Source organism: Phenylobacterium sp., from assembly GCF_016793285.1.
Taxonomy (GTDB): domain Bacteria; phylum Pseudomonadota; class Alphaproteobacteria; order Caulobacterales; family Caulobacteraceae; genus Phenylobacterium.
Map to the genome: position 1 here is coordinate 77,572 of NZ_JAEUMO010000010.1, position 14,826 is coordinate 92,397.

A 14,826-nucleotide genomic window follows, 5' to 3' on the forward strand; every position below is an offset into this window, starting at 1 on the left:
TACATATTACGAGACGCGGGCTCCTACTCAAGCCGGAGCCAATACTATTGTGGCGGCCGCGATCTAGCGGGTCCGTTGCCGGTCCCGCGGCCGCTGGGATTCCTGCACGGCCTGAGCCCGGGCGACATCCACGGGGCGAACCCGAACACCCTGCTCCAGCAAAGACGCCAACCGCGCGCGGGCCGCCGACAGGATTCGGTCCTGGGCCGGCCGGTCGCCGACCCGCGCCCGCACCACCGCCTCGACGATGCGCATATTGCTACGACCCGCCGCCGCGTTGGCCCGTGTCTCTCGATCTCCCCGCTCCGGTCGCTCGTCAGCGGTGCGGGCGGCTCTTCGCGCCAGCGCCGCTTGCCGCCTCTCCAGGTCCTGGCGGTCCCGCTCGGTCGGCTGATAGCCGCGCACCTCCAGGCCAAGGGCGCTGGCCGTAAGCCACGCCTCGCGTCGGAAGTCTTTCTCGCCATGGACCACGACGACGGTCCAGCCACGATGCTGGGCGACCGCCGCCATGTCGCGGATGGCGTTGGGGTCGGACCTCGGGGTCACCAGCCGAGCCCCCAGGTCGCGGAACGTGGCCGTCTTGATCTGGGCGTCGGCGTAGAAGCCGAGCCCTGGGCCGCCCCGCTCGTCGAGGTAGTACCGGCGCAGCACGGGGACCGGCGCATCGCCCTTGTTGGTCGAGCGTCCCCGGCCCTCGCTGTCGATCTGATTGCGATCAATCTCATCGGGCATAGTCGGCCTCCTCACGTGTCGCGGTGGCGTCGATGAAGCGTTCCATCCAGCCTTCGACCTCTGCGTCCGTCGCGCCCTCGGCCGGCAGGGCCTCAAGCCCAGCCGCCTCCAGCGCCGGCGCCAGGAGGTCGAGGGTGAGGTCGTCCGGGTGCGGACGGGCTAAAGTCAGCGGCGCCGTCGGCGCTGGCGGGGCTGCGCCAATGGCGGGGTGGGCGGCGACGGTCGGGGGCGGGAGAACCCGCTTCAGGAACGCCTTCTCGCGCCAGTATTGGATCTTGCGGCCGCGCACCGGCGGCATGCCGGCGCGCAGCAAAATGAGCTGGCTGGGATCCATCTGGATCAGCTCCTGCGGCATCATCAGCGCCCGCCGCTGGTCTGACTCCGTGGTGCTGCGCCGGCCGCCGGACAGCAGGGTTGGCCGGCTGCGGGAACGGCTGGAATATGTCCAGAAGCCCAACCGTTCGGAGAGGTCCTGGGCCACCTTCAGCTCCTTCGGCGCGAAGGCGATCTCCAGGCCGCAGTTGGCCATGATCTCCTCGGCCAGGTCCGGCCCGTACTCGGCGCGCAGCTGCGCCGGGCTCTGCAGGACCGGCAGCAGGCGCAGGCCGTAGCCGGCGACGTAGGAGAAGCCGTGGGCGATGACGGCGGCGTGGCCGAGCCGCGCGAACTCGTCCATCACCATGAGCACCTGGACGGCATGCCGCTCAGCGGTTGGACGCTCCCGGGTGTTGAGGTCCACGAGCTGCTGCAGCAGCAGGTTATAGAGCGGCGCCACGCGGGCGAGGTTGTCCGGCGACACGCCGAGATAAAGCGACATCCGCCGCTCCCGCAGGTCACGCAGGTCGAAGTCGCTGGCGTTGGTCGCCGCGCAGACGCGCGGGTTGAGCCAGAGGTTCATCCGGGCCGTGATGGTCTGCTTGATCGAGGCGAAGGTGTTTTCCGAGGCCGAGCAGAAATCGGAGATGGCGCTGACGCAGCCGTAGGACAGCGGCCGGCCGGCGTCGGCTCGCGCCCTCACCGCCTCGGGCAAGCGGCCGCGCGGCTCGCCGTGGGTCAGTTCACGATAGATGGCGCCCAGGCTGAACGGCAGCTCCGGCGTCTCGGCGACATAGGCGCCGACGCCGATCAGGCCCGTCCTGGCCGCCTCGGCCCAGAACGGATCGCCGTGCTGCGGCGGCGGGAACAGCATGACCGCGAGCTTCTGCAACTCGTCGAGCACGGCGATGGGATCGGCGCGGTCGATGTGGCCGAGCGGGTTGAACCGCGCCGTCCGGCCCTCCGGGTCGAGCGGATCGAACAGCACGACCTCCTGCCCATGGGCCGCGCGAAAGCCGGCGCTGGCCTCCCAGTTCTCGCGCTTGACGTCGAGCACCACGACCGAATCCGGCCAGGTCAGCAGGTTCGGGATGACGACCCCGACGCCCTTGCCGCTGCGGGTCGGCGCATGCATCATGACGTGTTCGGAGCCGCCGAACACCAGCAGCCGGCCGCCCTTGCGGCCCAGCACGATGCCCTGGCGCGCCCGCAGGCCGGCGGACAGCAGTTCGCGCTCATCGGCCCACCGGGCGGCGCCGTGCAGCGGCGGCCGCAGGTTGCGCAGGACGCCGATGGTGACGACACCGGCGCCGCCGAGGACGGAGAGGAGCCCAATGCCAAGCCATTTGCGGACCTGCGGATCGTCGCGGAAGTACCAGAACCAAGCCGGGACCTGAGCCGGGTCGATATCGGACGACAGGCGCCTCAACCCTGCCAGGGCGATGATGGCCGTGAGCCCGCCCAGCAGGGCGACGCCGGCTATGGCCAGCGTGCCGACGTAGGCGGCTTTAAGCGGCCAGGGCGCGCTTGCGAAGCGGGTCATACCAGACCTCCGTCATGCGAAAGCGGCCATCGACCCGGCGCAGCTGCACCACGACGTCGACCAGCATGTGCAGCAGCGAGCGGATGTCGTCGCGCGCCAGATCCCGCCCGCCTTCGGACTCCTTCACCAGAAGGGTGAGTTGCTCGAAGGCCAGGGTGGCGCTGTCGGCGTGAATGGTGGTGATCGAGCCGGGATGGCCGGTGTTGACGTTGCGCAGGTAGAAGAAGGCCGTCCCGTCGCGCAGTTCCTGCAGCAGGATGCGGTCGGGCCGCATGCGCAGCGCGCTTTCCAGAAGCTGCTTAGCGCCGACCTTGGCGAGCCCCTGCCCGTCCTTGGCGTAGAGCAGATGGACGGCGTTGCGGTGCGGAACGGTCAGTTCGCGCGCGTCCTCGATGGTGAGCAGCCGCTCGCCGTCCGGGATCAGCCGCACCAGACCCTTGGCGAAGGTGGTCTTGCCCGAACCCGTGGCGCCGGAGATCAGGACATTGCGCCGGCTCTGCACGGCCAGCCGGAAGAAGGCCGGCCAGTCGCCCGCGTCCCGCAACGCCAGGAGTCGCGTCTCCTCGGCGGCGAGGTCGTTGGTCGCCAGGGTCACGTCGTCGAAGAGGCCATTGCGGGCGAAGGCGTCGAGATCGAAGGTCGTTTCGGAAGGCTTGCGCAGGGTCAGCGATAGCCGCTCGGCCGCCGGCGGGATGACGATCTGGCAGCGCTCGCCGCCCGGCAGCACCGTCGAGCAGATCGGGGTTTCCGGGGTGACGTCCTGGGCGGTGAAGGCGGCGGCCGCCTTGGCCAGGGTCGAGAGCCAGGTCTCGGTCAGGTCCGGCGCGGCGCGCCATTCCCAGCCGCCCTCGCGTTCGATGCCCAGTTCACCGGAACGATTGACGACGACCTCCGTCACGCCGGCCGGCGCCAGGCAGGCCTGAAGCGGCTTCAGGTAGTGCTCCAGGACGGCGGTGTCGTGGGCCATCGCCTCACCGCGCCCTCAAGCCGTAGACGCCCGAGAAGTCGAAGTCCTGGGCCACGAAGATCGACACCTCCGCCCCCTGCGCTTTGCGCAGGCTGGGCGGGATATTGATCGAGTTCTGCACCGCGATGCCGGCGGCGTCGGAGGGCAGCCGCGTGATGTTGGACCCATTGTTGGGCCCAGCGGCGGCATAGGCGGCATCGTCGACGATGCTCAGCAGCAGCGCGCCGCCGAAGCGGTCCCAGAAGTGGGTGTCGATCTCGCCGTCGAACCCGGCGCGCCCGACCGGGTCGGCGGCGGGAGACCCCAGGGCGATGGCGACGCCGGCCGGGGTGACGGCGCGCGTCCAGAGCACGAAGAGGCGCCGCTGGCCCTGGCGCAAGCTCGACCGGTACTCGCCAAGCACCTTCGTCCCCTTTTCCATCAGCACGACTGCGCCATTGTCCGACAGGACATCGCGCGGGATCAGACAGGTGACGTAGCCCGGCGTCGTGGTGTCCATCGCCGTCTGCAGGATGCAGGGGATGTTGGCCCCGGCGACGATCAGGAAGTTTCGGTCCGGCAACCGGGCCGCCCGAGACTGCCCGATCGACGATCCGCGCCGCAATTGATCCAGTTCGGTCGCTTCGCGCACCGGTCCGCCCTGGGCGGCCAGGATCGCGGGCAGCGCCGGCCCAGGACCGCCGTCGCCGCCCCGGCTATAAGCCAGGATCGGCGCGCCGCGGATGGCGCTGACCTCCGCCTGGCGACGGCTGACAGCGTCCGCCGCTGCCGCCGAACTCGCGCTCGCCGGCTGGATGGCCGGAACCTGGCCGGCTGCGCCGGTCGGCCCAAGGCTGGGCGCGGCACCGCCCGGCACCGCCAAGGTCGGCGACGGCGTCTTCATCGCCGGCTCGAACGGAACGACCTGGCGGGCCGGCTCGTCGTGCTTGAGCTCGGCTTTCGGCTTCTCGTGACCCCAGGTGGCGGCCACGAACACGCCGCACCCGGCCACGAGGGCGGCCAGCACGACGCCCTTGCCGGCCAGGCCATAACCCAATCGCCCCGCGATCGGCGAGATCGAGCGCTCAAACGCGGGCGGTGGGACGCGCTCTTCCCGGGGTGCGGGGCCTGCGTCGTGGAGATCGGCGGCATCGGTCATGGCTTGGACGCTCCCTGGTCGGTGCGCTGGACGTCGGCGGCGGCCGTGCCGGTCCCAGGATTGACGCCGTAGGGCTGATAAGCCTGGTTGTAGATGCAGAGCACATCGCGCCCTCGGCGCAGGCGCAGTTTGCCAACCACGGCATGGACCACGACGAATTCACCGCGCACGTCGAACGGGATCAGGCTTTCGGTTCCGCTCGCCTCCACCTGATAGATGGCCGGGACCTGCTGGTTGCCGGGGAAGCGCAGGACGGTGAAGCGGCCGTTGTCCGACACCTCAGACGGCTGAAGGGCGGTCGCGCCCTGGACGGCGTAGTTGAGGTTGCGACTACCCTCGACCACTGCGCGGTCGAGCTTCAGCTCGACAATACGCCGCTCAAGAGCCGCCGCCTGACCGGTCAGGGCCGCAGCGGCCGCGGCCTTTTCGTCCTCGGGATAGCGAAAGCGCAGCCCAAAGACGGTGTCCGGCGTGTTGCGCGCCGAGGAGCCGGCGCGCGTCGACAGCTCGAAAGTGTAGTTGCGGGTCTCGCCGCCCCGGCTGGTCGTGACGATCAGATTGGTCGGCGGCCGCGCCGCCTTGGGCTTCACGAACAGGATGTTCTTCTCAGCCGCCACATCCCAGCCGGTGGCGTCGCCCACGGCGACATGCAGGATGGTTTCGTCGGCGCCGAGCAGGATCTGGGTCGCCGTGCGGAACACGCCGGTGATCTTCACGACCGCCCAAGGGTCATAGTCCACCACCTTGATGCGGGGGTCGGACGGTCCCGATTTGGGCGTGTCGAGTGCAAAGGCCGGCGAGGCGACGACCAAGGCCGCCACCGCCAGAAGGGCGACGGGCGCTCTCATCGCACCACCTCCGGGTCCGCCCTGTAGCTGGTGACCTGGAAGCCGAGCGGATTGCGCAACCGGTCGGCCTCGCCCATCGGCGCCTTGGTGTAGGCGAAGGCGATGGTCGCGATCCAATCGCTCTCGGTGACCTGTTGGCTCTGGCGCACGATCCGGTGGAAGCGGACGTTGGCGACGCCTTCGGAGACGAAGCTCACCGCACGGATATCGACCTGAGCCTCGCCGGCCGGGCCGTAGACCACCTGAGGGCTCTGCGGATTGGCGGGCCGGAAGGCGTCGCCCCAGCGCTGCTGCTCGGCGGGCGTCGACATGATCGAGACCTGGCGGAAGTTGGCTTCGGCGGCCGGGGCCAGCCAACCTTCCCGCGCGCGGACGTACTGGGCCAGGAAGTGCTTGGTGACCGCCTCATCGTAAGTCAGCGGCTTCTCGGACTTCAGCGCCGTCATGACATCGACGGCGCCGGTGCTGTGGTCCACGCGAACCACGAAGGGTTCGACGCTCTTCAGCGGCGCGAGCGCCGCCACCGCGCCCACGGCCACCGTCGCGACAATGGAGGCGAAGGCCGCCACGCCCCAGGCCAGACGACGCGAGCGTTCGGCGCTGCGGAGCTGGTCGGCGTTCCAGCCCTTCGCTTCGGCGAAATAGCCCTTGAGATCGGTTTCGGCGTTCATGCGAGACAGCTCCCGAACGACGTCGGCGAGGTGTTGGACGACAGGGTCTTCGGCTTGGCCGCCTCAGGCGCCGCCGGCGGCGCGGGCGGGACGCCCTCCGCCGGAACGGCCAACACCGAGCCATAGGGATTGGCGGGACGCAGGTGTTTGCCGTCGCAAACGGCCAGCTTGCCGCCGCCGGTCGAGGCGCAGGCGGTGAGGGCCAAAGCGGCCAGGGTTGTCAGGATGGCGATGCGCATCAGGCGCGACCTCCGGCAGGACGAATGGAGCCCCCGCCCCTTGGTGCGCTGCGGCTGGCTTCCTGCGGTCCCTGCGGCGCGCCCGCGCGAGGCACGCCGCTGAGCGAGGCGGCGTTGGCGAAGTCCGCCAGGCCGGCGCTCGCGCCTCCGGCGATGCCGGCCGCGATGGCCGGCGTCTGCAGGAAGAAGATCGCGCCGAGCAGGCACAGGGCGACGAACAGCAAGCCGCCGGCCATCGGATCGGAGCCGTCGATGCTGGCCCACTGCTGGGCGACCAGCGACAGGATGAGTTGGAAGATCGTGATGATCAGGGCGAACAGGACCAGGTAGTTCACGGCCTGGCTGAGCCAGCCGAAAAAGAACCGCCGGGTCGCATCAAAGAGCGCGCAAGCGACGAAGATCGGGCCGAGCGCCACCAGCAAGGCCAAGGCGACCTTGGCGATCAAGACCACCCCGAAGCCGATGGCGGCCGCGAGCGCGCCGACGATGTAGACAACCGCGCTCAAAATGAGCGGCGCGAAGTTCACCGGGGTGGCCTTGTTCCAAATCTTCTCTGCGAGGTAGGCCGCGCGCGCGAAGAATTGGTCGAAGGCCGACCCGACATCCGGGACCCCTGCCCCGCTGATCGCCTGCGTCAGGGTATCGGGCAGGACGTGGAACAGCGGCTGGGTGACGTAGGTCGAATAGGCGACCGTGGTCGCCAGCATGTAGACGAACGCCAGCTTGAGGCTGCGCACCACAAAATCCATGAACGGCTCCTGGATCGTGCCGCGCAGGATCGCGAACCCATAGAGCAGGACGTAGAGCACCAGGGCGGCCCGCAGCGGGCCTGAGACCTGTGCCATGACCGAACTGGCGCGGTCGTTCAGGAAGACGTCGAGCTTGCTGTCGACGAAGCTGTAGGCCGGCTGGAAAATTTGGAAGGGCTCGGCCACGACACCCTCAGAAGTTCTTCTTGTAAAGCTTCATTCGCTCAGCGCTTTCGGCCGCTGCGACGCCAGCCGTGGCGTTGACGCACTCCTGACCTCGATGTGAGCCGGCCGTGCAATCCGCCACGACCCGCTTGGCTTCATCGGGATGAGCCACGAAGTATTCCGAGCTTCGCGGCTCCGGTGAGCAAGCCGCCAAGCCTGCAATGGTGATTAGGAGTAACGGCAAGCGAGTCATTGAAAGCTGCTCCGGTAAATGGCCATGCGAGAGGCGCTTTCGGCCTTGGCTCGTTCTTGATCGCGCTGGACGCGCAAACGATCCTCGGCGGCCTGCGCCATGGCGATACCTTGCAGCCGCATCTGGTCGTTGGCGATCATCGCTTGCTCGGTCGTGGCGCGGGCCTGGAGGTCCATCACCGCCCGGGCGTTGGGCGCGGTGTCGATGGCCGCCTGGAGGTCCTTCAGGCCTTCCAGCCGTTGGGCGCCCGCGTCTGTCACGCTCTGACCCAATGCCAGGTCGCGGGCCGCACGCTGGCCCGCCGCCTCCAGATCCGCGCCAAGCGGATCGTCGGCCGGAGCCGTCCAGAGGCGATTGGCCGAACGGATCGCGTCCGCCTTCGCCCCGATAGCGCCCAGCGCCGAGAAATCGCCCTTCGCGGCCGCACTGAACGCCGAGGTGTCGGGGAGGAAGGATCGCAGGGACGGCACACCGAGCGCGCTGGCGATCTTGCTGACACCGGAGGCGTCGTTGAGGCTCGAAAGCAGCTGCTGACCCTGACTGACCTGGGTCTTCATCTCGTTGAGCTGGTTCACCGCCGTCGTCGCTTGCTGGATCAGCTTGGCGTAGCTGGCCGCGTCATAGACCGCGAGTTGAGCGTGGGCGGATGAGCCGCCCATGCAAACCGCGCCCGCCAGGGCGATAGGGATCAAGCGCCGCTTCATGAGATCATCCTGCGTTCGCGGTGGAAGGGGTCGAGCCAATCCTTGGGATCGTCGCCGACGCGGGCCCGGATGCGGTCGAGCAGATCGACCGTCTCGGTCCGCCCTGAGAGCACCGCAAGCTGGTCGTCGAGCCCGTCGAGCCGCAGCTCGGCGACCACAGAGTTGAGGCCTTGCTTGATCAGGAACTGCCGCGACTCCGGCGCCAATTCCTCGCGGACCAGCGCGAACTCGCGCCGGGTCAGCCCGAAGCCTTCAATGTAGTCGCGCTCGGCGGCGTGGGCGTTGGGCAGGAAGATCTTGGTCGCGCACTGCTCCAGGATGGTGTGGGCGATGGGCGAGCGCAGGACATCGGCCGGCGACTGGGTGCCGAACACCATGAAGGCGTTCTGCTTGCGGTAAGTCTTCAGTCCGTCCTGGGCGAGGCCGCGGAAGGCCTCGTCGCCAAGCGCCTTCCAGAACTCGTCGATGTCGATGACCAGGCGGCGGCCGTCCACCAGGGCGGCAAGCCGGTGGAACAGATACATCATCATCGGCGTGCGGACCTCGGCGTTGTCCAGCACATGGGTCATGTCGAAGCCGAGGAACCGGGCGTCGAGACCCAGTGCGTCCGCTTCGTTGTCGAGAACCCAGCCCAGGGCGCCGCCCCTGCACCACTTCTCCAGCCGCGAGCCGACGCCGCCCGCGTCGCGCTGGCCAAGCAGCGCGCGCAGGGCCGACAGAGACCGCTGGGCAGGCGGCAGCGGGCCCAAGGCCGCTACGGCGGCATCGATCGCCTGTTCCTCCTGAACCGACAGCGGCTTCTCGCTTGCGCCCACCAACTGCCGGATCAACTGCCCTAGGAACGCCGCGTTGCCCGGCGTGAAATCCAGGGCCTTGAGCGGCGCGAACCCGGTCGGCTCGCCGTTGCGCAGCGTCAGGTAGGTTCCGCCGCAGGCCCGGACGAAAACCTCCGCGCCGCGATCCTTGTCGATGAACACCTGCTGAGCCCCGAACTTCTCCAGCGCGGCCAGCATGAAGTTCTGGACCACCGTCTTGCCCGACCCCGACGGCCCGCAGATGAAGGTGTGGCCAAGGTCGCCGACGTGGAAATTGAAGTGGAAGGGCGAGCCGGCGGAGGTCCGCAGCAGCGCCACGGACGAGCCCCAATGATTGCCATCGGCGCGGCTGGCGGGGTGGGTGTGGAAGGGCGCCAACGCCGCGAAATTGCGTGAGGTAATCGCCGCCGGTCTAACCCGCCGGCTGAAATTGCCGGGGAACTGCGCCCAGAAGGCCGCCTCGAGCGCCAGGTCTTCGCGGGCCGTGACCAAGCCGGAGTCCGCGAGCAGCGCCCGGGCGTTGGAGAGATTGTCGCTGAGTTGCCGGGGGTCCTCGCCATAGACCAGCACCGACGCCTGGTGGTCGCCCATCGCGAAGCGGTTCGACATCAGATCGTCCAGGGCGTCCACCAGGCCGGTGATCTGCGAGGCCGCTCGGTCGCGGGCCGAGAGCATCTGGTTCTGCTTGCGCTCCATCACGGCGCGGGCGGCGCTCTTGGAGAGGAAGGTGAAGGATTGGCTGGCGACAAAGGCGAAGCGGGCCGATAGCAGCCCATTCCAGAGGCCAGGCCGGGTGACGGCTGGATATTCCTTCACGCCGAACATGCCGGCGAAGCACGCCTCGGCGGCGTCCCGGATTTCCAGGGCCTCGCGGCCGAAGATCACCCGAGCCGAATAGATCGCCGAACCGAGGTGACCGCGGATCAGCGGCACGCGCTCGCGGCGTCCCGTCAGAACCAGGCGCAGGATTTCCAGAGGCTCGGAGAACCAGCCGCCGTCGCGCTCGTAGAGCCCGAGTGTCCGGACGCCATAGCGGCTGAGGTATTGGGCCAGGTCGCGGCCGGCGTCCTGTAGCCGTTTGACCGCTTCATCCTCGTCGGCCTCTGACCGGCGGCGCCTGGCGATCCAGGCCCCTGCGCGCTCGGTGGCGTCCCGACCCGGATGCAGCACGAGGGTGACGTAGAGCTCGTTGACGAACATCTGGGTTGCGCCGAGGCGCTCGCGATAGCGCGCGTCGAGATCGGCCGCGAAGTCGGAGCGGAAAACACCCGCCGGATAGCCCTCGTGCCGCCGGCGCACGAGGTGATGCCAGACCGCCAGGTGGTCGTTGGCCAGATTGCGCCAGGCGCTATTGAGCTTGGCATGCCAGTCGTTGAGATCGCGGACGTCGGCGGTCTCGAAACTCGCCCCGTCGAGTTGGAAGGTCACCATCAGCGCCTGGGTGTCGAGGCCGATGATCTCCCCGGTGACGTGGCGCGCGTACGGGAGCGCGCCGCGCGGATCGAGGTCCCGGCCCAGCGAGGACGCCGCCGCCCGAGGCTGGAGCATCAGGCTAGCCACGGGCCACCTCGGCGGCGACATAGCGGCGCTTCAACGGAAGCGGCGTCGAGGAGCTTCCGCCCCAGGTCGCGCCGTTGCGAGACCGCCCTTTGGTGTCGACGAACATCCACAGGACACGGAAGGCGTTGTGGTCGTGCTTGCAGATCGCCCGGAAGACCACGTGGACGGCCGGCGCGATGAGCAGGTAAGCGGGCGAATGCGCGGCAAGGAAGACCGTCGCCGTCAGCATAAGGTTGAGGCCCATGGCCTCCATGGGCACGCCTGCCACCATGGCCGGCCGGGTGCAGGCCAGGAACAGAGTGTCTTCAGTCAGGCGTTCATCGGCCTCGGCGGACATCATGTCATGCTCCGCCGCTGCCGCCGGTGATCAGATCGACAATCGCCGCTGCGCTGAAGATGACGATGATGCCGACGACCACCGTGCCGGCGCGGCGCATATCCAGATGGCCAAACATCCAGGCAATGCCGGTGATGATGATGGCGATCACCGCCAGGCCGCGGATGACGTTGCTGTTCAGCAGGTCGATGATGTTCTGGATGAAGGTGCCGATGTTGCCGCCGACCCCGGCCGACTGGGCAAAGGCGGGGCTGGCGCTGGCCAGGGCGATCACCCCGACCAGGGCGACGCGGCCGATGAGTAGAGTCTTCCTGCTCGCGCTCACTGGGGACCTCCGGACGATGCGATTGCGACGGTGGTGACGAAACTTCCGTGCGTGCGCTGGACGTCGCCGAAGACGTCCCACGCGGCCGATGGCTGTTCGGCGACCGCCACGGGATCGAACGGCGCGGGTGCGCCTGAGCTTCCGCCCCCCAGCGCCGGCACGATCCGGCCAGCCGCAGCTTCCACCTTGCCGACGTAGCCGTTGCTGACCCCGCGGCGAGGATGACCGGTGTTGTAGTAGGAGAGCGTTGTCCTCAGCGCGGCCTGCTCGCCCACCCGGCCGGGATCGCTGCGGCCATAGCCGTCTTGCAGAACCCGGGCGGCGGCCTTGAGGTTGACACACGGCTCGAAGACCTCGCGAAGGCTCAGGCCAAGCCAACTCAGGTTCTTGCTGTTGATCTGCGCCAGACCGAGGTCGATGCTGCGGCCGGCGGCGATCAATTCCCCTGCCTTGGCGACCGCCTCATCGACCGTCGCTGGCGCCAGCGTGACGCGTGGCGAGCCGTTGACCCCAATCGCCAAGGGCTCGAACCGGCTTTCGACCTGCACCACGGACAGAAGCGTCTCGGGGGCCACGGTCGGCGCGCACTGGGCGGCCAGGAAAAGAGCGGCGGCGAGGGTTAGGGCCATGGGGATCGCCTGACGATGAGGGCTTCAGCACCGAGGCCTCCTCGCGGCCTCCACGGCGATGTTCGCGTTCGGGGGCGTCGGGCGCGAGGCGTAAGCCTACGCGCCATGAGCGGGTAGGCTTACGGCTGCGACTGCCCGATCAGCCCCAACTCCCGGGCGCGCACCACCGCCTGGACGCGGGTCTTCACTCCAAGATGGGCGCAAAGCTTGATGAGATGGCCTTCGACGGTTCGCCCCGATAATCCCAGGATGCCGCCGATATCGGTCGCGCTTTTGCCTTCCTGAACCCAGGCCAGGCATTGAAGCTGCCTGGGCGTGATCAGGCGCGCTGACCCAGGGTAAGCTTCGGCGTCAGGCTGCGGGAGAAACGACCGGGACTCACCCCGGTACGGGGAGTAGCTTTGGCTGGCCAATTGACCGACCTCCTAGTCAAGGTCTGCCCCCCTAACTAAGACCGGTTGAGCGCACCGAGGCGCATTGAGGCGGACCGTCAACTAGCTGAGCCGCAAGGGCTCGTAAGCAACGCCAGTGACACCACTACTGATTGATTCCCGACAACCCTGAGAGCGGTCAATTCCGCAGATTTGCGGTCCGCGATTCTACGGAGGTGGATCAGAGAAGAGCCCCAGTTCAAAGGCCTTCGCGACGGCCTGAACGCGATTGCGAACCTTCAAGCGTTCGCAGGCTTCACCCACATACTGATCGACGGTGCGCGAAGACAGGCCAAGCTTGGCCGCAATTTCTATCGACGTCTTCCCTTCAGCTGCGAGGCGCAAGCATTCGATTTGACGAGGGCTTAGACGCAAGTCGGCCGGGTCAGGCACAGGCGATCCTCACCAACTCAAGCGGCATGAGAATCGCTGCCTCACTGCCTTCATTTTATTCCACCATCCATGTATCGGCGTCCGGGTTAAATCAACCTGAAGGTGTCTTCTCGGGACACGGTCGCCTCGGCGCGATGTGGGCGCTCCAAGCGTCTTTGAGGGGCGAATGCGAAGCCGTGCGTAACCCCGGTAGGGACAACGTCCAGCTAAGGAAACCGCATGCGCCACTCCCAATTCGCCGCCGCCGCACTCGCCGCGACTGCGGCTCTCTTCATCGCCGGTACGGCTTCGGCCCATGCCCACCTTGTCAAGTCGACCCCGGCCGCCAACGCCACCGTGGCGGCCCCCAAGGCCATCAGCTTGACCTTCAGCGAGAAACTGACCCCGGCGTTCTCGAAGTTCGAACTGACCATGCCCGGCATGAACGACATGGCCGTCGCCGTGAAGACCAGCGTGTCGAAGGACGGCCTGACCATCACGGGGGCCCCGGCGGCCGCCCTGATGCCCGGCGCCTACAAGATCAAGTGGCACGCCGCTTCGACTGACGGCCACAAGATGGACGGCGATGTCGCGTTCACGGTGAAGTAGGTGGTCGTCGAGCCGGCCGTCATTCCCCTGCGACTGGCTCAGTACGGAGGTGCGGCGATCCTGTTCGGATCGTCGCTCTTCTGCCTCTATGCCCTCCCCGTTGGCTTGCCGCCTCGTCTGCCCTGGTTGCGACCTCTCCTGGTCTGGAGCGCCGCGACCTTGCTGATCGCCAGCCTCGCCGGTTTGGTCGCCCAGACCATCGTTCTGGCCGGATCAGTTGCCGAGGGGCTGCAACCCGCCTCGCTGTCCGCTGTCGTCACCACCATGGGCCTTGGCCGCGCCGCCGTGGTCCGCGGGGCGGCGGCGGCGCTCGCCCTAGCCGTTCTGCTAATGAGCTCGATGCGCCGTCCGGCGCTGATCGTGACCGCCTTGGCGGGCGGGGCGGCCTGCGGGAGCTTCGGGTGGATGGGACACGGCGGCGCTACGGAAGGCCCCGGCGGCGGTCTGCATCTCACTGCCGACATCCTCCATGCCCTAGCCGCCGGAGTCTGGGTCGGCGCACTCGTGGCCTTCCTGGCGCTGCTCAGCTGGCGACGTCATCAAGATGCGGTTCGGGACGCGGCGCTGCAGAAGGCTCTGCAGGGGTTTGCCGGAGTCGGATCGGTTCTGGTCGCCACCCTGGTCGCGACGGGACTGATCAACAGTTGGTTCCTGATCGGCCCCACCCGCCTTTCCGGCCTCTGGACGACGCCCTACGGGCAACTTCTATCGCTGAAGCTCGTCGTTTTCCTCGCAATGCTGGGGCTTGCCGCCGCCAACCGGTTCCGCTTGACGCCGGACCTCGGCCTCGCCCTGAGCAACGCTGATTTCAGTCGCGGACGCTGGACGCCCGACCTGGGCGCTCCGCTGAGCCCGGACGGGCCAACGGAGACCGCCGTGCGCGCTCTGCGTCGCAGCCTTCTGCTCGAAACCAGCTTGGGCTTCGCCGTGCTGGCGCTCGTCGCCTGGTTTGGCATGCTGGCCCCGGTGTCGGCGCAATGACTGGGCTCAGCGGGTCATCGACCGCCGCCACGGCCAAGGCTATAGTCTGACCGTGCGACGCTTCCTCGTCCTCTTCGCCCTGTTGGGCCTGCTCTACAGTCCGGCCGCTGCGGTCGCGGCTCAGCAGACTTGCGCCGAGGCCATGGGCGACATGCCCGGCATGGTCATGGCCGCCTCGGCTGACGACCACAGCGGTGCGGCGGCTGATCCCTGCTGCGACCACGGCGCGAAGACCACGAACGACAAAGCCTGCGCCCAAGCCTGCGCCGTCATGTGCGGCGTCGTGGCCGCCCTGCCCGAGACGGTCGTCTACGTGCCGCCGGTTGTTCAGACACCCCTCGAGGCGACCCCGATCGCCGCGCTGAAACCCCATCCGCCTCCGCGCGCCGAGCGACCTCCCAGACTCATCGCCTGACGCCGGCCGCGCTTGGCGCGGACCGGCT

19 protein-coding genes are annotated in these 14,826 nt (G+C 68.3%); 3 read left to right on the plus strand and 16 right to left on the minus strand.

Annotated features, from left to right (window positions below; genetic code table 11):
• Window positions 1–63 precede the first annotated feature (63 nt).
• From JNL41_RS01135 to JNL41_RS01205, 16 genes are all read right to left on the minus strand, one after another.
• Window positions 64–732 (minus strand): LPD7 domain-containing protein, encoded by a 669-nt coding sequence (locus tag JNL41_RS01135; RefSeq protein WP_293472373.1) that lies wholly within the window; start codon window positions 730–732, stop codon window positions 64–66.
• The gene (locus JNL41_RS01140) at window positions 722–2,590 is read right to left on the minus strand and encodes a type IV secretory system conjugative DNA transfer family protein (protein WP_293472374.1); all 1,869 of its coding nucleotides are present in this window, start codon (window positions 2,588–2,590) and stop codon (window positions 722–724) included. The genes JNL41_RS01135 and JNL41_RS01140 overlap by 11 nt, the downstream gene beginning before the upstream one ends.
• Window positions 2,556–3,557, minus strand: a complete 1,002-nt coding sequence (gene virB11 / locus JNL41_RS01145) for a P-type DNA transfer ATPase VirB11 (RefSeq protein WP_293472375.1) — start codon at window positions 3,555–3,557, stop codon at window positions 2,556–2,558. The genes JNL41_RS01140 and virB11 overlap by 35 nt, the downstream gene beginning before the upstream one ends.
• 4 nt (window positions 3,558–3,561) lie before the next feature.
• Entirely contained in the window at window positions 3,562–4,695 is a 1,134-nt protein-coding gene (virB10, locus tag JNL41_RS01150; RefSeq protein ID WP_293472377.1) for a type IV secretion system protein VirB10, read from the minus strand.
• Window positions 4,692–5,543 carry a P-type conjugative transfer protein VirB9 gene (gene virB9, locus JNL41_RS01155; protein ID WP_293472379.1) on the minus strand — a complete coding sequence of 284 codons (852 nt, stop codon included), beginning with the start codon at window positions 5,541–5,543 and terminating at the stop codon, window positions 4,692–4,694. The genes virB10 and virB9 overlap by 4 nt, the downstream gene beginning before the upstream one ends.
• Window positions 5,540–6,214, minus strand: coding sequence for a VirB8/TrbF family protein (locus JNL41_RS01160; RefSeq protein WP_293472381.1), 675 nt, complete (start codon window positions 6,212–6,214; stop codon window positions 5,540–5,542). The genes virB9 and JNL41_RS01160 overlap by 4 nt, the downstream gene beginning before the upstream one ends.
• A complete protein-coding gene (locus tag JNL41_RS01165; RefSeq protein WP_293472383.1) occupies window positions 6,211–6,453 on the minus strand; it encodes a hypothetical protein in 243 nt (80 codons plus the stop codon). The genes JNL41_RS01160 and JNL41_RS01165 overlap by 4 nt, the downstream gene beginning before the upstream one ends.
• Window positions 6,453–7,388, minus strand: a complete 936-nt coding sequence (locus tag JNL41_RS01170; protein WP_293472384.1) for a type IV secretion system protein — start codon at window positions 7,386–7,388, stop codon at window positions 6,453–6,455. The genes JNL41_RS01165 and JNL41_RS01170 overlap by 1 nt, the downstream gene beginning before the upstream one ends.
• A gap of 7 nt (window positions 7,389–7,395) precedes the next feature.
• On the minus strand, window positions 7,396–7,620 hold the full coding sequence (locus JNL41_RS22525) for an EexN family lipoprotein (RefSeq protein ID WP_365697700.1): 225 nt from the start codon (window positions 7,618–7,620) through the stop codon (window positions 7,396–7,398).
• Window positions 7,617–8,324 (minus strand): type IV secretion system protein, encoded by a 708-nt coding sequence (locus JNL41_RS01175; RefSeq protein ID WP_293472385.1) that lies wholly within the window; start codon window positions 8,322–8,324, stop codon window positions 7,617–7,619. Before JNL41_RS01175 ends, JNL41_RS22525 begins: the two co-directional genes overlap by 4 nt.
• Complete coding sequence (locus JNL41_RS01180; RefSeq protein ID WP_293472386.1) at window positions 8,321–10,687, minus strand: VirB4 family type IV secretion/conjugal transfer ATPase; 2,367 nt, start codon at window positions 10,685–10,687, stop codon at window positions 8,321–8,323. The genes JNL41_RS01175 and JNL41_RS01180 overlap by 4 nt, the downstream gene beginning before the upstream one ends.
• A 4-nt stretch (window positions 10,688–10,691) precedes the next feature.
• Window positions 10,692–11,039 carry a type IV secretion system protein VirB3 gene (locus JNL41_RS01185; RefSeq protein WP_293472387.1) on the minus strand — a complete coding sequence of 116 codons (348 nt, stop codon included), beginning with the start codon at window positions 11,037–11,039 and terminating at the stop codon, window positions 10,692–10,694.
• A 1-nt stretch (window position 11,040) separates the two neighbouring features.
• Window positions 11,041–11,361 carry a TrbC/VirB2 family protein gene (locus tag JNL41_RS01190; RefSeq protein ID WP_293472389.1) on the minus strand — a complete coding sequence of 107 codons (321 nt, stop codon included), beginning with the start codon at window positions 11,359–11,361 and terminating at the stop codon, window positions 11,041–11,043.
• Window positions 11,358–11,990: a lytic transglycosylase domain-containing protein gene (locus JNL41_RS01195; protein WP_293472391.1), complete on the minus strand. Its 633-nt coding sequence runs from the start codon at window positions 11,988–11,990 to the stop codon at window positions 11,358–11,360. Before JNL41_RS01195 ends, JNL41_RS01190 begins: the two co-directional genes overlap by 4 nt.
• Window positions 11,991–12,109: 119 nt before the next feature.
• Window positions 12,110–12,403, minus strand: a complete 294-nt coding sequence (locus JNL41_RS01200) for a helix-turn-helix transcriptional regulator (protein ID WP_293472393.1) — start codon at window positions 12,401–12,403, stop codon at window positions 12,110–12,112.
• Window positions 12,404–12,589: 186 nt separating this feature from the next.
• Complete coding sequence (locus JNL41_RS01205) at window positions 12,590–12,814, minus strand: helix-turn-helix transcriptional regulator (RefSeq protein WP_293472395.1); 225 nt, start codon at window positions 12,812–12,814, stop codon at window positions 12,590–12,592.
• A gap of 219 nt (window positions 12,815–13,033) precedes the next feature.
• Between JNL41_RS01205 and copC the strand changes: the two genes are divergently transcribed.
• Genes copC through JNL41_RS01220 form a run of 3 tightly spaced genes read left to right on the plus strand, consistent with a single transcriptional unit; the run spans window position 13,034 to window position 14,798 of the window.
• Entirely contained in the window at window positions 13,034–13,402 is a 369-nt protein-coding gene (gene copC, locus JNL41_RS01210) for a copper homeostasis periplasmic binding protein CopC (protein WP_293472397.1), read from the plus strand.
• The gene (copD, locus tag JNL41_RS01215) at window positions 13,403–14,383 is read left to right on the plus strand and encodes a copper homeostasis membrane protein CopD (protein WP_293472399.1); all 981 of its coding nucleotides are present in this window, start codon (window positions 13,403–13,405) and stop codon (window positions 14,381–14,383) included.
• 52 nt (window positions 14,384–14,435) lie between these two features.
• Complete coding sequence (locus JNL41_RS01220) at window positions 14,436–14,798, plus strand: hypothetical protein (protein WP_293472401.1); 363 nt, start codon at window positions 14,436–14,438, stop codon at window positions 14,796–14,798.
• Window positions 14,799–14,826: the final 28 nt, after the last annotated feature.